General features: G+C 51.8%; 18 protein-coding genes. 12 read left to right on the top strand and 6 right to left on the bottom strand.

The annotated features are described in order from the left end of the window. Positions 1-203 precede the first annotated feature (203 nt). Complete coding sequence (locus Q7V48_06355) at positions 204-662, bottom strand: GatB/YqeY domain-containing protein (GenBank protein MDO9210358.1); 459 nt, start codon at positions 660-662, stop codon at positions 204-206. Between the two features lie 6 nt (positions 663-668). Further along, positions 669-866 (bottom strand): 30S ribosomal protein S21, encoded by a 198-nt coding sequence (rpsU, locus tag Q7V48_06350; protein ID MDO9210357.1) that lies wholly within the window; start codon positions 864-866, stop codon positions 669-671. A 660-nt stretch (positions 867-1,526) separates the two neighbouring features. Here rpsU and Q7V48_06345 point away from each other — a divergent pair. From Q7V48_06345 to Q7V48_06290, 12 genes are all read left to right on the top strand, one after another. After that, complete coding sequence (locus Q7V48_06345) at positions 1,527-1,739, top strand: hypothetical protein (protein ID MDO9210356.1); 213 nt, start codon at positions 1,527-1,529, stop codon at positions 1,737-1,739. 52 nt (positions 1,740-1,791) lie between these two features. After that, the gene (nikR, locus tag Q7V48_06340) at positions 1,792-2,211 is read left to right on the top strand and encodes a nickel-responsive transcriptional regulator NikR (protein MDO9210355.1); all 420 of its coding nucleotides are present in this window, start codon (positions 1,792-1,794) and stop codon (positions 2,209-2,211) included. Between the two features lie 317 nt (positions 2,212-2,528). Continuing rightward, a complete protein-coding gene (locus tag Q7V48_06335; protein ID MDO9210354.1) occupies positions 2,529-3,278 on the top strand; it encodes a transporter in 750 nt (249 codons plus the stop codon). A 254-nt stretch (positions 3,279-3,532) separates the two neighbouring features. Continuing rightward, positions 3,533-4,219, top strand: coding sequence for a cobalt transporter CbiM (gene cbiM / locus Q7V48_06330; GenBank protein ID MDO9210353.1), 687 nt, complete (start codon positions 3,533-3,535; stop codon positions 4,217-4,219). Further along, positions 4,216-4,554 carry a PDGLE domain-containing protein gene (locus Q7V48_06325; protein MDO9210352.1) on the top strand — a complete coding sequence of 113 codons (339 nt, stop codon included), beginning with the start codon at positions 4,216-4,218 and terminating at the stop codon, positions 4,552-4,554. The genes cbiM and Q7V48_06325 overlap by 4 nt, the downstream gene beginning before the upstream one ends. A 144-nt stretch (positions 4,555-4,698) precedes the next feature. Next, positions 4,699-6,156, top strand: coding sequence for a 4-hydroxyphenylacetate 3-hydroxylase N-terminal domain-containing protein (locus Q7V48_06320; protein ID MDO9210351.1), 1,458 nt, complete (start codon positions 4,699-4,701; stop codon positions 6,154-6,156). Positions 6,157-6,290: 134 nt separating this feature from the next. Beyond that, on the top strand, positions 6,291-7,736 hold the full coding sequence (locus Q7V48_06315; GenBank protein MDO9210350.1) for a 4-hydroxyphenylacetate 3-hydroxylase N-terminal domain-containing protein: 1,446 nt from the start codon (positions 6,291-6,293) through the stop codon (positions 7,734-7,736). 368 nt (positions 7,737-8,104) lie between these two features. Next, positions 8,105-9,973, top strand: a complete 1,869-nt coding sequence (locus tag Q7V48_06310) for an aldehyde ferredoxin oxidoreductase family protein (GenBank protein ID MDO9210349.1) — start codon at positions 8,105-8,107, stop codon at positions 9,971-9,973. 180 nt (positions 9,974-10,153) lie between these two features. Further along, the gene (locus tag Q7V48_06305) at positions 10,154-11,215 is read left to right on the top strand and encodes an AIR synthase family protein (protein ID MDO9210348.1); all 1,062 of its coding nucleotides are present in this window, start codon (positions 10,154-10,156) and stop codon (positions 11,213-11,215) included. Then, the gene (locus tag Q7V48_06300; GenBank protein MDO9210347.1) at positions 11,200-11,529 is read left to right on the top strand and encodes a hypothetical protein; all 330 of its coding nucleotides are present in this window, start codon (positions 11,200-11,202) and stop codon (positions 11,527-11,529) included. Before Q7V48_06305 ends, Q7V48_06300 begins: the two co-directional genes overlap by 16 nt. A gap of 143 nt (positions 11,530-11,672) precedes the next feature. After that, positions 11,673-13,757: a molybdopterin-dependent oxidoreductase gene (locus Q7V48_06295; GenBank protein MDO9210346.1), complete on the top strand. Its 2,085-nt coding sequence runs from the start codon at positions 11,673-11,675 to the stop codon at positions 13,755-13,757. Positions 13,758-13,883: 126 nt separating this feature from the next. Continuing rightward, complete coding sequence (locus tag Q7V48_06290) at positions 13,884-14,672, top strand: MBL fold metallo-hydrolase (GenBank protein ID MDO9210345.1); 789 nt, start codon at positions 13,884-13,886, stop codon at positions 14,670-14,672. Between the two features lie 194 nt (positions 14,673-14,866). Here the strand turns inward: Q7V48_06290 and Q7V48_06285 are convergent, their stop codons facing one another. The 4 genes from Q7V48_06285 to Q7V48_06270 all read right to left on the bottom strand — a co-directional run bounded on the left by Q7V48_06285 (position 14,867) and on the right by Q7V48_06270 (position 17,056). Next, positions 14,867-15,151 carry a hypothetical protein gene (locus Q7V48_06285; GenBank protein MDO9210344.1) on the bottom strand — a complete coding sequence of 95 codons (285 nt, stop codon included), beginning with the start codon at positions 15,149-15,151 and terminating at the stop codon, positions 14,867-14,869. Next, the gene (locus Q7V48_06280; GenBank protein MDO9210343.1) at positions 15,112-15,555 is read right to left on the bottom strand and encodes a hypothetical protein; all 444 of its coding nucleotides are present in this window, start codon (positions 15,553-15,555) and stop codon (positions 15,112-15,114) included. Before Q7V48_06280 ends, Q7V48_06285 begins: the two co-directional genes overlap by 40 nt. After that, on the bottom strand, positions 15,515-16,180 hold the full coding sequence (locus tag Q7V48_06275) for a nucleotidyltransferase domain-containing protein (protein ID MDO9210342.1): 666 nt from the start codon (positions 16,178-16,180) through the stop codon (positions 15,515-15,517). Before Q7V48_06275 ends, Q7V48_06280 begins: the two co-directional genes overlap by 41 nt. 114 nt (positions 16,181-16,294) lie before the next feature. Further along, positions 16,295-17,056: a fumarylacetoacetate hydrolase family protein gene (locus tag Q7V48_06270; GenBank protein MDO9210341.1), complete on the bottom strand. Its 762-nt coding sequence runs from the start codon at positions 17,054-17,056 to the stop codon at positions 16,295-16,297. Between the last annotated feature and the right edge of the window lie 2 nt (positions 17,057-17,058).

Raw genomic sequence — 17,058 nt, 5'->3', positions numbered from 1 at the left:
TCGATGATCGTGGAGTGAGGGCTGGAAAACGTGTGTTTGACCCCCTGCTCGTCGCGGCCGAAATAAAACGGGCGCTGCGACCAAAGGAGTTGGTTTCTCGCTAACGCGAAAGAAAAAGTTAAAACCCTCTCCCTGCATCCACTCTTGCCAAACGGTCGCAGGGTACTGGGATAACAAGAAGATGATCGGTCAAAGGGGAATTCTTAACTCGCCAGTTTAGATAATTTTTGCTTGACAATCTCGCTGACAATTTTTCCTTCAGCCCGGCCAGAAATTTTGGCCATAACCGCTTTCATGACCTTGCCCTGATCTTTCATCCCGGTGGCGCGGGTTTCTAAGAGGACTTGGTCGATGAGTACCTCGATGGCGGACTGGGAAAGGGGCTGAGGAAGATAAGTCTGGAGGAATTGGAGTTCTGCTTCTTCCTTCTCCACCAAATCTTGCCGTTGGCCTTCTCGAAAGAGTCGAATGGATTCTCGCCGCTGTTTGACCAGGGTCGTAATGGTCTCCATCACCTCGGCATCTGCCAGTTCCTTCTTCTGACCGCTGACTTCCCGCTTCTTGATCTCGGTCCGAAGAAGGCGTAGCGCCGAAAGTTTTCGTTCATCCCGAGCTTTTAACGCCTCGTTGAAATCTTTCGAGATTTGTTCTTTGAGCATCATGCTTGATTACTCGTCATAAATCCGCATGCGCTTCATGGCCCGCTTGCGCGCGGCCAGGGCTTTTTTCTTCCTCTTCACGCTGGGCTTTTCGTAATGCTCCCGCTTGCGGATTTCCGAAAGAATCCCGGCCTTCTCGCACTGCTTTTTAAACCTTTTTAGGGCATTTTCGAAGGATTCACCTTCTTTAACTTTGACCCCCGGCATTCATTTTCCCCTCCCTCCCAAACCAATGTTAATTTTTACTAATTCTTAATCATTTCATCACAAGAAACGAGAAATAAATTGATAATCCTGACTGAGTCATTTTTTCAATGCTGGGTGTACTTTTTTATCTCATGTCGCGGTGTGAAAAAATTTAAAAAACCTATAAAATCAACCCCTCGCCGATCAATCAGAATATGTAAGGATTAAATTTTTATAATAATCTTCATTATCAAAAAAGTCAATTATTTTTTTTGTTTTCTTTAATTCAGACTGTGGAGAGCCGTTGTTTGGGGGCGGGGGGTGGGGAGGTGGGTTATTAAATAACCTACAGATTTATATAGGCCAAGAAAAAAATCGCAAGTCCTACACGAAAATGTTTTTAAAGGCGAATGGAAGCTTTACTCTGATGGGTTTTCGAGAAAAGTTTTTTTACTGTCTGAATTACAGCAAAAATTTTTCAATGAAAGGAAAAGGGGAGCATTCTCTGCCCTTATAAAAAGACCTGCGCAGGTTGCCCAAAAGGTTTGACGCCGGAATCATTTCCCGAGTATTATATATGCTCAAAGCCTGGGAAGCGTTAAAAAAATCATTCCGGCGGGCAAGAAGATGGGTGAAAGGTTTGATCGTCTAAAAAAATTTCTCCATGATTTCTTCGTGGGCATGGCCTTTTTTGAGATTGAACAAACCGCCCGGCACGAGAAGCTTGCCCGGCATGATCTTTTTATGCTTCTCACCTTTGGAGATTTGCTCGGCGTTCCCCTCTTGCCGCCCTTCTATTCTCTGCGGATTTTGCCCTACGTGCTTCCAGCCCTTGATTCCTGGAAGAGGAGAATGCTGCGAGAACAAGACCTAACAGAGGTAAAGTCCCTTTAATTTCCCACAGGGCGCAGAAGGTCTATGGATGGTTTTTTGATAGGAGGGAGAAATGGCTTTGATAACCCGCTTCGGTGTGTCGATCGAGGAGAGTTTGCTCAAAAATTTTGACCGCTTGATTTCCCGCAAAGGATATCAGAACCGATCCGAAGCCCTGCGGGACCTGATCCGGGAAAGTCTGGTTCAGGAAGAATGGGAAGAAGGAAAGAAAGAAACCGTAGGAACCATTGCTATCGTTTACAGTCACCATACCCGGGAACTTTCCCGAACTTTAACGGAAATGCAGCACCGGTATTATCAGTCCATTCTCTCCACCCTCCATATCCACTTGGATGAGCACAATTGTCTGGAGGTTTTGGTGGTCAAAGGGAGAGGAGAAGATATCAAAAAGATCAGCGAGCGCCTGATCGGGACGAAAGGGGTAAAGCACGGCAAGCTTTCTCTGACCACCACAGGGCGAGATCTGGGGTGAAAGAGGAATAAAAAGACTTGACAAGTGTGTTACATTTTTTTAATATGTGTTACCAAAATCAAAAAGAAAATAGCTGCGCCGGAAGAACTGGAAGTTTGAATCAGGCCGGCGTAAGAACCAGAGGGTAAGACCGGTGGCTACCAATCGGGAGCCGATGAAAGAGAGAAGGGAAAATTTTAGCGGATTCCCACGGCCAAAACGAGAACGGATCAAGGAATAAAATTTTTTGTTCGTAGGTAGCACGATATTTTAAAAAATAGTACTATTAAAGCATCCTTATAAAGGAATCTGCCGCCTAAGATAAATGGAGAGGGAAAATGAAAAAATTAGGGATTTTATTCATAGCCCTAATAAGTCTTTGGACCCTTACGCCTTCCGCCGCTTTTGGGGGAAGGCCTTTAGTCACGGAGGATGCCGGGACGGTGGAGAAGGGTTTTTATGAGTTAGAACTGGCCTTGGATTATTCGCGGGATAACAACCGTGATAAAAATTACATTCCTTCGGCCCAACTGGCCTATGGCCTCACCGACCGGGCGGAAGTGGCCTTGGCCGGTAGTTACCTCTTCAAAGACAATCATGAGGGCGGTCGGGAGGATGGTTGGGGCGATGTGACGGCCTACCTCAAATATCGGATCTGGGGAGAAGGGGAAAATTATCCGGCCTTTTCCCTCAAACCTCAGGTCAAAATTCCTACTGCGGATGAAAATAAGGGGCTGGGCTCCGGAAAAGCGGATTACGGGTTGACCGCTGTCTTCAGTAAATCCTTCACGGGTTTGAACTTGCATTTCAACGCGGGATATACCTGGATTGGAGAGAAGGGGGCTACGGATGAGCTCACCCTTACCCTGGCTGGTGAGTATGAGGTGATACAAGGGCTACTTGCGGTAAGCGAGATAACCTATACGAATAATTTTAACTCCGCCAGGAAGGATGATCCAGCCAGCATTCTCCTGGGCTTGCAGGTACCGGTTGGCAAAGTGCAGCTGGACACGGGTCTGTCCTTAGGTCTGAACACCGCTGCCCCGGATTATGCCTTGACTATGGGAGTGACGATTAAATTTCATTAAAATCCAAATTGGGAAGAGACGACCCGCATCTTATCTAAATGACTTGTTAGTTTCCATCCGGAAACCCCCTCTCCCCTTGCGGGAGAGGGCTAGGGTGAGGGGGGTTAAAATGGAAGCCTTATTAATTTTAAGCCATTATCACCCCCACCCTTCCCTCCCCCGTCGAAAGGGGAGGGGAAAAGTCGGGTTCCCGGATCAGAACAAAATAGCTCTGAATGTTGGGCAATATTTCTTTCGGCGAGAAGGGAGTTTGTATGCACATTCCGGATGGATACCTGGGGCCCCAGACCTACGGCGTTCTCTATGGTATAATGGTTCCGCTTTGGGCCTTGGCCTCCAAGCTTGTGCGTCGCACCTTACGACAGCGCCAGGTCCCTTTTCTGGCCCTGGGAGCGGCCTTCAGCTTCGTGGTCATGATGTTTAACGTTCCCATTCCGGGAGGGTCCACCGGTCATGCCGTTGGGGGAGTGATCGTGGCTATTCTTCTCGGTCCATGGGCAGCTTTAATTGCCATTTCCATTGCCCTGGTCATCCAGGCTTTGCTCTTCGGCGATGGGGGAATTACAGCCATCGCGGCCAACTGTTTCAACATGGCCTTCGTGATGCCCATGGTAGGGTATTGGGTTTACCGCCTGATCGGCCAAGGGGCGCCGGCAACATCCAGGCGCAAGTGGATCGCCGGGGCCGTGGCCGGATACGTCGGCTTGAACGTGGCGGCTTTGACCACGGCGGTCATGTTCGGCATACAGCCCTTTCTGGCCAGAGGCCCCGATGGAAGGCCTTTGTATTTTCCCTACCCTCTGGAGGTGGCCGTGCCGGTGATGGCTGCCCAGCATCTTCTGTTATTCGGATTTATCGAAGCTGTACTCACAGCCTTGCTGGTCATCTACTTCCAGCGTTCTGACCCTTCCATGCTGGAGCCAATCAGGAGGATCCAATGAAGGGAACAAACAAACTCTGGTGGGGGCTGGTCCTCTTAGTTATCCTTTCACCCATCGGCCTCATCCTCCCTGAAATATTCAAATCAGGCCCGGCCTGGGGGGAATGGAGTCTGGAGGAAATTGAAAAGATGGTAGGCTATGTTCCTGCTGGATTAAAAAAATTGGCGGATCTATGGTCTGCTCCTGTGCCCGACTATAACCTAAAAAATTGGGAGGGCCAGGGATTGACTAAATCCAGCCTTGGCTATATTCTTTCGGGTGTTCTGGGGGTTGGAATCATTGTCCTGGTTACGTTCATTTTGGGAAAAATAATAAGCAAGAAAGATGGCCAGTAGTCAAAAAACATTTTTCAAGGTTGCTGATTTTCATCATCGCCTGTATAATCGCGTTGGATTAAAAGAGATTATCCAACCCCTCTCACCCCCTGGGTGAGAGGCCCAGAAATTGTAACCGGAATGCATCCTTGAAAGGAGGCCCTCATGGCCATTAAAACCCGCGCCGAGTATCTTGCTTCTTTGAAGAAGCTTCGCCCTAACGTGCATAAATTCGGTGAAAAAATTGATGATGTAACCACCCATCCGGCCACTCGGCGGGTAGTGGAAAGCCACGCCCGGGCGTATGATGGGGCGAACGACTCTGGGCGTTCCAGCCTTTTCACCACCACTTCTGCCCTCACCGGAGAGAAGATCCATCGTCACAACTCGCTCATGCAATCTGCCGAGGATGTGATCTTTAACTCTAAGTTCAAACGCGAAATGTACCGGCTCACTGGCACCTGCACAGGAGCTCTTTGTGCTGGCTGGAATGGCATGAATACTATGTGGGCAGTGACTCACGAGGTCGATGGCGCCTTGGGGACCGACTATCACGACCGTTTGAAGAAATGGGTTCTTCAGGCTGAATCCGAAGGATGGACCATCGCCGGAGCTTTAACCGATGCCAAAGGCAATCGCAGCCTGAAGGCTTCCCAGCAGTCTGACCTCGATTCCAACCTTAGAATTGCCGCAGTAAGAGAAAACGGCATTGTCCTCAGAGGGGCGAAATTGATGATCTGCGGCGTGGCCGCCAGTAATGAAATCTTTCTCCTGCCCGGCGCGGCCTACGGGGAGGCGGATAAGGACTTTGCCGTGGCTTGTGCCGTCCCGCGGGACGTGAAAGGTTTGACCATTGTGGAGACCCGGCGCCCCAGCGATACCCGCGAACAGGAGGAGGGCTTTGATATTCCCACGGAAACCGGTATCACCCAGGCTTATTTGATCTTCGAAGATGTCTTCGTGCCGGAAGAACGGGTCTTCCTTTGCCAGGAATTCGCCTATACAGGTAAGATCATCCAGATCTTTACAGCCATCTACCGAGCCTGTATCGGAGCCTGCGTGGCTGGCCAGGGAGATGTCATGATCGGAGCCGCTGTCCTCATGGCCCGGGCCAACGGTCTTCCCGCCCGCACCTTCTCTTCCAAGTTCGTCGAAATGGCTGTCAATAATGAAACGACTTTTACCATGGGTGTCGGGTCCATCGCTCTGGGCAGCCGCCATCCATCTGGAATCTGGGTTCCTGACTCCCTAACCGCTCATGCCAACAAGATTCACGTAGCCACCCTGCCCTATGAGACCAAACGGCTCTGCCAGGAGATTGGCGGGGGGATCGTGGAAACAGGATGCTTTCCTTCTTACCGGGATTTTATGGATGCACGTTATGGGCCATTGGTTCAGAAGTACATCAAGGCTGGCTCGTGCAGCCCGGAAGCCCGCGCCCGGGCAGCTCGCCTGACCGAATGGCTGACTCTCGGAGCCGGAGTCCCGGGGTGCATGCATGGCGGTGGTTCTCCCGATGGCGCCAGACTGGTGGTCCGGTCCCTGACCCCGATGGAAAAGTATGCCGCCATGGCCAAAAAATTGGCTGGCATCAGCGAAGAAATCCTCGAACCCGGAAATTGAAATATTATTGGACGCAGATGTACGCAGATTTTCAGGATTTTTAATATTAAAAGATCGGCGTTTCTCATCAATAAAAACTTTTTCGGCGTATATCTGCGCCAAGCTTCGTCCTAAATTTTTCTGAGGAGAATAATATGGGTTTGATGACTGCCGAAGAATTTACGAAAAGCATCCAGAAGATAAAAGTGAATGCTTACCTGGACGGGAAGAAGGTGGAAAACCTTTACGCGAACCCCGTTACCCGCGCCGTGGTCGAGGCCACAGCCAAGCTTTATGAGCTGGCTGCCGACCCCAGAAATGAAGGGGTCATGACCGCCACCTCGCACCTCACCGGGCAGAAAATCAACCGCAACCTGCACGTGAACCGCTCGACCGGAGATTTGGAGCGGCGAGCCGACATGGCCCTGCTCACCTCTCAGACCTTGGGCACTTGCAATTACCGCTGTGTGGGTTGCGATGCCATTAACGCCCTGGCCAGCGTGACTGTGGAAATGGACCGGGTCAAGAGGACAGAATATAGCCGCCGTTTTAATGCTTTTTTACAGCGTACCCAGGAGAAGGACCTGGCGATAAGCGGGGCGGTAACCGACGCCAAGGGGGACCGAGCCAAGAGGATCCTGGAAGGCGATCCCGACATGTACGTCCATATGGTGGAAAGAAGATCAGACGGCATCGTCGTCCGGGGGGCTAAGATGCACCAGAGCGGTGCCTTCTGCGCCCATGAGACTCTGGTGATTCCTGGAGGAGCCTTACGGAAAGGGGAGGAAGACTATGCCGTGGCTTTTGCCGTACCCAACAGCGCGAAGGGAATCACCTACATCCTGCAATACAATGCGCTATCGGCCGAACGCGAAAAGGCGGAAGACATCTTTTACCTGGGGAATCCCCAGTTCGGCCAACGGGAAACCTGCCTGATGGTTTTTGACGACGTCTTCATTCCCGTAGAAAATGTTTTTATGTGCGGGGAAGTGGATTTTGCCGGCTCTCTCATCCAGCGCTTCGCCAAGACCCACCGGATGAATTGCGGCGGGGCCTGCAAAGTCGGATTCGCCGACATCATCATTGGCGCCGCCCAGTTGGCCGCGGAATACGCCGGTACGGAAAAGGCCCCGCACATACGGGAAGCGATTACCCACATGGTACGCATCTCCGAGGCTTCTCACGCCTGCGCCATTGCCGCGGCCGTAAAAGGGAAGGAAGAACCTTCCGGCTCGGGAGTGTTCATGCCCGATGACCTGTTCGGCAACGTGGCCAAGATTTCCACCGCCCATGGATTCTGGCAGATTATGGCCCTGGCCGGGGACATTGCCGGGGGTCTGGTGGTCACAATGCCATCTTTCCAAGAGCTGAAAAACCCGGCAACCAAAGGGTATGTGGAAAAATACCTGAAAGCGGCCGTGCCCGCAGAGAAGCGGATGAGGATCACCAAGGTCTTGCAGAACTGGACTGCCGGATTACATGGACCGGGGACTTGGCATGGAGCAGGGTCTACCCAAGCCCAGATGATTTCCCTTCATCGCGCTGCCAATCTCGAGGAAAAGAAGCGCATTGCCAAAAGGATCGCCGGGATCGAGGATTAAAACAGGAACATAAAAATCTTGCCCACCCCCAGTTTTGTGTTTTCGCCCGGGCTGGAGGGCCATGATCGAGGAATCATGGCGGGCAAAGCATTGACCCAGGGTCCCCGGTTTGCCTCCGTAGAGGCGGGCGGGGTCGGAGGAGAGCATAGAAATCCCGGTTGAAGCCCCGCTGTGCCCGATGAAGAACCAGTGCCTCTGATTCCGAGGGAATGGCCCTTCAGCCCGGGCTGGGAAGCTCCTACATAAAAAACTGGGGGTGGGCCAGACATAAAAATGTCTTGACTTCGCCCGGAAAATCTATTAAAAGAAGGTGAATTTTCCTTCCGTTCCCTCTTGCACTAACTTTCCTAAGAAAGGAGAAATGGGCCATGGACGGATACATGGGAAGCATTCTCCGGGTTAACCTGACGAAGCGAGAGTTCCAGGCCGAACCTTTACCACCCAAATTGGCCCGGGATTATATTGGCGGGACCGGGCTGGGAAACCGCATCCTCTATGATGAAGTCCCCCCTTCCACAGATCCTTTGAGCCCGGAAAATAAGATCGTCTTTGCCACGGGCCCTGTAACCGCCACCAATTATCCTTCCGGTGCCCGCTATCAAATCTGTTTCAAATCCCCCCTGACCGGCATCCTTTGCGATGCCAGCTCCGGCGGCTATTGGGGAGCGGATTTAAAGCGCGCGGGTTATGACGCTCTGATCGTGGAAGGAGCTTCCCCCGACCCTGTGTACCTATGGATCCACAACGGCAAAGTTGAGTTCCGCAATGCTTTCCACCTTTGGGGTCAGGATGCTTTAAAAGTCCAGGAGACCCTCCAGAGAGAGATCGGGGACGAGAGAATCCGGATCGCCTGTATCGGCCCGGCCGGGGAGAAGCAGGTTCTTCTATCCTGTATCATCAACGATGAAGGGCGAGCCCCCGGGCGCGGTGGCAATGGAGCCATTTTAGGGGCGAAAAAACTAAAGGCGATTGTCGTACGCGGCAACGGCACCTTTCCCATTCACGACCTGGAAGCTTATAACGCCCTCTGCAAGAAGATTGCGAAAGACAACGCTACCTCTCCAGCCGTCGCCAATATGCGGGAGTATGGAACCGCCCAGGTGTTGGATAACCTCTGGTCCATGGGCGACATCCCGGTCAAAAACTGGCAGCTTGGCCTCTGGGAGGAAGGCTGCAGGAACCTCGGAGGAAAGAAGATGAAGGAGACCATCCTGGTCCCCCATACAGCCTGCTACCGCTGCACCCTCGGGTGCTCACGCTGGGTGAAGATCGATGAAGGGCCATACAAGATGGATGGCCCGGGGCCGGAGTATGAAACCTTAGCAGCCTTAGGAACGATGTGCCTGGTTGACAATTTGAATGCCGTTTCTTTTGCTAATGACCTCTGTAACCGTTATGGCATTGATACAATTTCAACGGGGGTGGCCATTGCCTTCGCCATGGAGGCTTATGAAAAAGGGTTGATTAAAAAAGAAGATACGGGGGGAGTTGATTTAAAGTGGGGCGATGCCCAGGCCATGATCGCTATGGTGCACCAGGTCGGGAAAAAAGAAAAAATGGGGGCACTCTTGGGGCAAGGGGTCAAAAGGGCAGCGGAAAAATTGGGGGGGGATTCCTGGAAGTATGCTGTCCACGTCAAAGGGATGGAAAGCCCCATGCACGACCCGCGCACCTTCTTCAGCATGGGCTTAACCTATGCGGTGGGCCCGAGGGGAGCCTGCCATCTGCATGGCCACTCACCCTTATGGGAGGGAGTTCAGGATCCAGTTCCAGAATGGGGACTGAAAGGTACCTACCCCCTTTTCCAGAGTGAGGGCAAGGGCAATTTAGTTAAACTTTCCCAGGATTTGACGGCCGTGATCAATTCCATGGTCTCCTGCTACTTCCTGACTTTCATTCTCAAACCTTCAGACTTGGCCGCCGTTTTGACAGCGGCCACAGGAACGAAATATACCGCCCATAGTCTGCTTAAAGTCGGGGAACGCATCATGGCGCTCCACCGGGCGTACAACAATCGCTGCGGGATTAATCGCCAGGACGATGTGCTGGCCCCTCGCCAACTGGAACCGACCAAGGAGGGTGGTAACGCTGGCAAGGTTCCGAACATGGAGGTCATGACCAAAGAATTTTACAAGGCCAGCGGCTGGACTCCCAGTGGAAAACCTTCGCGGAAGACGCTCGAATCCCTCGGCCTCAAGGATGTTGCCCGGGACCTCTACGGGCCCAAAAGAAAATAAGGTTCAAGGAATCTTGATTATTACCCATTCGCCCTGCCGGTAATCTTCCGCCAAGACCTTTGCGCTCAAGAGAACGCCGCGCGGCATAGCCGCAACCAATGACCCCCTCACCCTTTCCCTCTCCCCGCCTCAGATGGGAGAGGAAGGGGGTGAAATGATCTCTATGGCAAAATAATCAATATGAATAATATGCAAACGCCCGGAACTCCCTTTTTTCCCTATCCGGCCGGAAAACTGCCTCCCGAAGAGCTTTCCAGGCTGCTTTCCCGTTATACCCGACAAGACCAAAGGGTGGTTGTTATGCCGGGCGTTGGGAGGGATGCCACGGTAATCTCCTTCCCGGATCGTTACCTGGTGGCCAAGACCGACCCCATCACCTTTGCCACGGACCAGATCGGCTGGTACGCCGTCCAAGTCAACGCCAACGATATAGCCGCCATGGGAGGGACCCCCCGGTGGTTCTTGGCCACCCTGCTCTTGCCCGCAGGGAAAACCGGTTTTGCTGAGGTGGAGACTATCTTTGCCCAAATTGCCGCAGCCTGCCAAGAACTGGGGGTTGTGCTCTGCGGCGGGCATACAGAAATTACTTACGGCCTTGACCGCCCGGTAGTCGTTGGCCAGATGTTAGGAGAGGTGGAGAAAGAAAAATTGGTCGTACCTGAACAAACCTGCCCTGGAGACGACATCATCCTTACCAAAGGAATTGCCATTGAAGGGACGGCTCTCATCGCCAGAGAGAAAAAAAGTTTATCCGAACTGCTGGGAGAGGATTTCATAAAACAATGCCGGAGCCTTCTGAAGGCACCGGGAATCAGTGTGGTACGGGATGCCCAAATCGCCAACCGTACGGGTAGGGTCCATGCCATGCATGATCCAACGGAGGGCGGGCTGGCCACAGGGCTTTATGAACTGGCTACGGCCGCCGGCGTCGGCATGATGGTGGAGATGGAAAGAATATTCATCTTGCCGGAGACAGCCGTACTTTGCCAAAAACTCAGACTAAATCCCTTAGGGTTGATTGCCTCGGGTGCTCTCTTAATCGCAGCCCCGGAAAGAGAAGCAGCCAAGATCATAGCAGCCCTTCAGGCCGAAGGGATTCCCGCATCCGTGATCGGAAAAATTCAGGAACAGGAGAAGGGAGTCAAGCTGGTGAGGCAGGGCAAGGTGGAGGATTTACCCGTCTTCAGCAGGGACGAAGTGGCCAGGTTTTTCGAAAGGAATGAATCATGCGTGGGATCGTGACCCGGTATAAGAATAAAAAGTTCGTCAAGGAGCGGGTGGAACTGGACGGCCATGCTTACGATAATTGTACTTTCGTGGAGTGTCTGATCGTCCTGGAAAAAGGAGAGACCGAGATAAAAAGCTGCGTTTTTCAAAAATCCCGCCTTATGCTCTTAGGACAGGCTCTGCAGATTGCCAAGATCCTCCAGAATTTTATCGGCGAGAAACCTCTGCAAGTTCTGGATTTTGCCGAACCGGGAATTTTTGGAAAAGAAACTTTCACCACAGAGGGCACAGAGAACACAGAGGAAAATAGGGTTAAGATAAAAGGCTAAAAAGATTGAGCAGCCTTCTCCGTGGCTGAATCGACCTGCCGTTTGAACCTGCTCTAGCATTGAAAAACGTTTTTAAGTATTTTTGATGACTCTGTGATCTCTGTGCCCTCTGTGGCAAATATTGTTTTTGAAAAAGGGGGGAAATGATCTTTAAAACTTATTGTGCCCGCATGGACCATGGGGGATGCGGGCTTCTCCTCCACGTAGAAAAAGGCCGGATCATCAAGGTTGAAGGTGACCCGGATTCTCCCTTGAATCGAGGGACGATCTGCGCTAAGGGAGTCGCTCAAATCGAGCGGCTCAATCATCCGGACCGGCTGCGGTACCCCTTAAAAAGAGCCGGGGCCAAAGGAGGAGGGAAATGGCAGAGAATTTCCTGGGAGGAAGCTCTGACCACGGTCGCCCAGAAGATCCTCGAAAGAATCAAGCAGCATGACGAGAGGGGTATCGCCTTTGCCCAGGGGACGCCCAAGGGCCTGGAGCTGTACATGATGATCCGGCTGGCCAATGGGCTCAAGGTTCCTCACGTGGTCACCCCTGGACCCATATGCCACATGCCCCGGGAGACGGGGGCCCTGATTACCTGCGGCTTCTTCCCAGTCCCGGATTACGACCATCCTCCCGCACTGGTCCTGGTATGGGGAAGTAATCTATTCCAGACCAACGAGGAAGGAATCATTGGGTCTCAATTGCGCCGGGCCCTGGATGGCGGCGCCCAGTTGATCACCATCGACCCGAGGAAGACTCTTTTAGCATCGAAAGCCCATCTTTGGCTTCAGCCCAGGCCAGGGACGGATCTGGCGCTGGCGCTGGGGATGCTGAAGGTAATCGTGGCGGAAGATCTCTATGATCGGGAGTTCGTAGAGAAGTGGACAGTGGGTTTTGATGAGCTAAAAACCCATTTACAAAAATATCCCCTGCAGCACGTTGCAGAAATCACCTGGATTCCAGAAGAAAACATTATTCAAGCCGCCCGCCTGTATGCCCGGACGAAGCCCGCTTGCATCCAATGGGGGAATGCCCTCGAGCACACTATAAACAGTGTGCAGTGCGTCCGGGCTTTGATGATCCTGAAAGCGGTCACCGGGAACCTGGATACCCCCGGGGGGAATGTGCATCGCACCAGCCCGCCGGTGATGCGTCCGGGAGAATTTGTCCTCAGCAAAAGTTTTGGCGATAAAGGAGAAAAACTCTTAAGCCCCGAGTTTCGCCTGGCGGCCCAGATGGGGTTTACCCCCAGCCAATCGATCATCAAAACGATCCTCTCCGGAAAACCACATCCCATCCGGGTGATGTATATCCAGGGGGGTAACCCCCTTTTGAGTTATGCCAACGCTAAAGAAACTTTTCAGGCCTTGCAACAACTCGCCTTCCTGGCCGTGGCCGAAATTTTCATGACCCCTACAGCCCAGCTGGCGGATATTGTTCTGCCAGCGGCCACGAATTTTGAGTTCGACGACATCGGCCATTATGGCTTACCCCACGGCTTTATCCTGGCCCGGCCCAAAGTTGTAGACCCGCCGGATGAATGCTGGCCGGATTCTCTGATGCTTAACGAATTAGGGAAGAAATTGGAAAAAGAGAAGTTGTTTTGGCCGGACCTGCGAGCGTGCCTGGACGATATTTTGAAACCGGCCAAGATAACCTTTGAGGATTTTAAAAAAGTGGGCATCCTGAAAGGAAAGTGGGCCTATAGAAGCTATGAAAGCGAAGGCTTCCCTACCCCCTCGGGAAAAGTGGAAATTTATTCCTCCCGGTTCGCCGAATGGGGATATGACCCTCTGCCCGTCTATTACGATCTGTTGGAATCTCCCAAGGGGGACCCTCAACTCACCCGTAGTTTTCCTCTGATCCTGACCTCGGCCAAAGACCCCCATTATTTTCATTCGGCCTACAGGAATATAGCTTCGCTGCGCAGGCTATCACCCGACCCGGTGGTACTGCTGAATCCGGAGACGGCGGTAAATCTTAGTTTACAAGAGGGGGATTGGGCTTGTATCGAGACTCCCATGGGAACGATTCGTCAGAAAGTGGCCTTTGACCCTGATTTGCACCCCACCGTGGTCATCGCAGCTTACGGGTGGTGGTTTCCGGAGCGGACGGATTTGGAGCTCTCTGGCTGGAAGGAATCGAACATCAATATTCTCACGGATAATAACCCCCCTTATGAGCCGGCCATTGGCTCAACGAATCTTAGGGCTGTGCCCTGTCGGGTTTACAAGGAATAAAGGCAAAGTATTAAACCACAGAGATCGCAGAGGTCATAAAGAATAATAGGGCAAAAAAATCGATAAAATATTTTTTTGTAACTCTGTGTCCTCGGTGGACTCTGTGGCAATTTATTTGGGATATTTATGGGTAAGGAAGAAGCGCATAGAAACTGGATCAAGTTCATCGGTACGGCGGGCGCCCGCTTCGTAGTGGCCAAACAACTGCGATCTTCCGGTGGCCTCTGGTTATCCTTTCAGGGGGTTAACCTCTACCTGGACCCCGGGCCTGGAGCCCTGGTGCGCTGCCTGGCCAGCAAGCCCAAACTCGACCCAACGAAACTGGATGGAATTCTCCTCTCGCACAAACATCTTGACCATTCAGGCGACATCAACGCCATGATCGAAGCCATGACGGAAGGTGGGTACCGCCGTCATGGTGTTCTTTTTGCCCCGGAAGATGCTCTCGAAGAAGATCCGGTTATTTTCCGCTATGTCCGAAGTTATGTGGACCAGACCAAGGTTTTAAAAGAGAATGGGAATTATGCTGTGGGAGGTTTGAAATTTTCCACGGCCGGCAGGCATATCCATTCCGTGGAGACCTACGGATTTAATTTTTACCTTTTCGGCCTGACGGTTTCTTGCATAACGGACACAAAATTTTATCCCGAACTCCTTTCCCAGTACCCCGGTGAGCTGCTCATCATGAATGTCGTCCTTCTCACCGAACCCCAACATCCGATTGACCATCTTTCCATCCAGGATGTAAAGGAGATCCTGAAAAAGTGCCGGGCTAAAACCGTTGTCCTGACCCACTTCGGAATGCGCATGCTCCAAGCCAAGCCATGGGAAATGGCGGAACGATTAAGCCAAGAGACCGGGTTAAAAGTCATTGCCGCCCGGGATGGGATGACCCTGGTAGTGGATGATTTATAGGGAACGGCTTAAACAAGTTGCTTTGGCGGGAGATGGCCTGGGAAAAATGGGAAGAGATTAAGCCGGCTTTAATGAAATTGATGAATCTGAATCCTGACCAGGACCCTGTCAAGGTTTTGGGAGTACCCAAAATATTCCAGTAAAGAAGGTGACCGATAAATTTGATTCCGATATAGGTTGAGGCGAAGGGGAAATCATGTCAACCATTCACTGCCAACGATCTTTGGAATCGGGTGGTCTTCAAGTAATGTGCTTCGGCGGTCCAGCCATTCCCGCATGTTATGTTGCTGGTAAATACGGATAAGGGTCTTGAACAATTCCTGCCCGGTCACACCATTCCGCCGCAAAAGGTTCAACTCGCGGTTGACGGCCGTGGTAATGGTTCCGCGAAAGGCCTTTTCCAACATGTTAACCTGAGCTATTACGTCTTCATCTGCAGTTACGACGGCAGAAGCTCTGGATGGTTTACACGAATCCATTTTTCTACATCTTCACGCAGCATTTTTGCCAGATTGAGCATTTCGTTCGCTTCCATATCTGAAACCGCTCCAGCCCGCTCATAACCGCCGATGTTTCTTTTCTTTCGAAACCGGTCGAATTGCTCAAGCAGACTAAGATCAGCCTCAAGGGTTAAGGCAAGCGATTGAATGATCCGATAATGGTGGACTTCCCGTGCTGCTCGATACCCCGATGCAGCCAATGCTGCTGTTGCCGCTTGCAGAGCCGCATTGTAAGCAATGCTAAACCGCCAATCGGTGCTGAGCCCTGGGGTTTGGCAGTCGGCAAGATCGCGGTCTGCTAAACCAAGCAAGTCTAAGATTTCCTGCGCGCTGGGCTGATGTTCAATCAGCCAGCCGTTTTTGAGCCAGTCTCGTAAGCTCACGCTCGTCTCCGATGAGGAAGATCTTGTTTTCCTTTAAGACCATTTTGAGGAAATGATTGCCTGCTGCCAGTTTCGATTGAAATTCATCAGATGGATAAACGGTAGGGTTGATTTCACGGCTGAGCTTTTCCTGGGCTTGCCTGAGCACCGAGACAATCTCAGCGAAGGTCACGATACCGATTATTAGAACATCTATATCGCTATTTTGTTTCTCTTCTCCTCGAGCAAAGGAACCGTAAATGAGGGCAATTTTTATGTGGTCAGCAAGAGGTGTAAAGGCCGCCCGCAGCACGTCGCCCACGCCAGCCGTTTTAACCACCAAACTTTTTAGCTCCTCAAAGACAGGACAATCAGGATTGGCCTGGTAATAAACATTTCGCCCACGTCCTATGCGACGGATAATCCCCGCCCTAAAAAGTTGCCCCACCTCCCGCTGAACAGCTCCCAGACCGGCGCCGGCGGTACGGCTGATCTGTCTGAGATAGAAAGTTTCATCGGTGTGGGTATAGAGTAGGGATAGAACAGCACGTCGGGTTTTGCCAAACAGAGTGGATGATATATTATTGCTCTTATCTTTTGTACTCATATTGGGTACGATTGTACCTTTTCTGGTTACAAGATTCAAGATTCTCTTTTATTCCCTTAGACATCTTCCTCTTCTGCAATTTGCTTTCCTCGGGTTTTTGGGTTCAGGCTGCTTGCTTTTTTGAGCCGCGCGGAAACCAAGTTAAACCATAATTCAGGCCAAAGATTGGAGCCGGTTGCGGAGGGTACCGATGCCATCAATGGACACCTCGACTACATCCCCTGGATGCATTGGGCCGATTCCGCTGGGGGTCCCCGTGCTGATGATATCCCCGGGGAAGAGGGTCATGCATTGGGAGATGTAGTGGACTAAAAAGGGAACGGAGAAGACTGTATTTGCGGTTTGGCCTTCCTGCATCAGTTTCCCGTTCAGATAAGTGCGAACCGTGAGCTGCGATGGATCGAGATCAGTGGCAATACACGGCCCAAAAGGAGCAAAGGTGTCGAACCCTTTGGCTCGGGTCAGCTGACCTTGAACCCGGGTCAAGAGCCGTTCGGTAACGTCGTTAAAGCAGGTGTAGCCCAGAACGTGGTCCAGTGCTTCCTCCTGGGTGATATCCTTCACCCGGTCCTTGATGACCACGGCCAGCTCCCCCTCATAGTCCACCCGCTGGGCAACCCGGGGGAAGAAGATTGGATCTTCCGGGCCGATGATCGCAGTGAGCGGCTTGATAAAATGGCTGGGAAACTTGGGGATCTCTTCCTTGATTTCCTCAGCATGGTCGCGAAAATTCAGGCCGATACATATAATCTTCGAAGGCTCAGCCGGGGGCAGAAGGCGGACTGCGGAAAATTTATGCTTCGCCGAAGAGGTCTCAAAATCTCCAAAGATGGATCCGGAGATCTCACGGATGAAATCGTCTTCCCAGATTCCGTAACCAATTCGATCCTTCATTTGAAAGCGCACAAATTTCATGT

The organism is Deltaproteobacteria bacterium (assembly GCA_030654105.1).
GTDB lineage: Bacteria > Desulfobacterota > SM23-61 > SM23-61 > SM23-61 > JAHJQK01.
The sequence above is the reverse complement of the archived record's forward strand: the minus strand, read 5'-3'. Positions and strand labels throughout refer to the sequence as shown.

Bases quoted from the DNA above. Each gene is read 5' to 3' on its own strand.
- Q7V48_06355 (MDO9210358.1), bottom strand. From the start codon at position 662: ATGATGCTCAAAGAACAAATCTCGAAAGATTTCAACGAGGCGTTAAAA.
- rpsU (MDO9210357.1), bottom strand. From the start codon at position 866: ATGCCGGGGGTCAAAGTTAAAGAAGGTGAATCCTTCGAAAATGCCCTA.
- Q7V48_06345 (MDO9210356.1), top strand. From the start codon at position 1,527: ATGGCCTTTTTTGAGATTGAACAAACCGCCCGGCACGAGAAGCTTGCC.
- nikR (MDO9210355.1), top strand. From the start codon at position 1,792: ATGGCTTTGATAACCCGCTTCGGTGTGTCGATCGAGGAGAGTTTGCTC.
- Q7V48_06335 (MDO9210354.1), top strand. From the start codon at position 2,529: ATGAAAAAATTAGGGATTTTATTCATAGCCCTAATAAGTCTTTGGACC.
- cbiM (MDO9210353.1), top strand. From the start codon at position 3,533: ATGCACATTCCGGATGGATACCTGGGGCCCCAGACCTACGGCGTTCTC.
- Q7V48_06325 (MDO9210352.1), top strand. From the start codon at position 4,216: ATGAAGGGAACAAACAAACTCTGGTGGGGGCTGGTCCTCTTAGTTATC.
- Q7V48_06320 (MDO9210351.1), top strand. From the start codon at position 4,699: ATGGCCATTAAAACCCGCGCCGAGTATCTTGCTTCTTTGAAGAAGCTT.
- Q7V48_06315 (MDO9210350.1), top strand. From the start codon at position 6,291: ATGGGTTTGATGACTGCCGAAGAATTTACGAAAAGCATCCAGAAGATA.
- Q7V48_06310 (MDO9210349.1), top strand. From the start codon at position 8,105: ATGGACGGATACATGGGAAGCATTCTCCGGGTTAACCTGACGAAGCGA.
- Q7V48_06305 (MDO9210348.1), top strand. From the start codon at position 10,154: ATGAATAATATGCAAACGCCCGGAACTCCCTTTTTTCCCTATCCGGCC.
- Q7V48_06300 (MDO9210347.1), top strand. From the start codon at position 11,200: ATGCGTGGGATCGTGACCCGGTATAAGAATAAAAAGTTCGTCAAGGAG.
- Q7V48_06295 (MDO9210346.1), top strand. From the start codon at position 11,673: ATGATCTTTAAAACTTATTGTGCCCGCATGGACCATGGGGGATGCGGG.
- Q7V48_06290 (MDO9210345.1), top strand. From the start codon at position 13,884: ATGGGTAAGGAAGAAGCGCATAGAAACTGGATCAAGTTCATCGGTACG.
- Q7V48_06285 (MDO9210344.1), bottom strand. From the start codon at position 15,151: ATGGATTCGTGTAAACCATCCAGAGCTTCTGCCGTCGTAACTGCAGAT.
- Q7V48_06270 (MDO9210341.1), bottom strand. From the start codon at position 17,056: ATGAAATTTGTGCGCTTTCAAATGAAGGATCGAATTGGTTACGGAATC.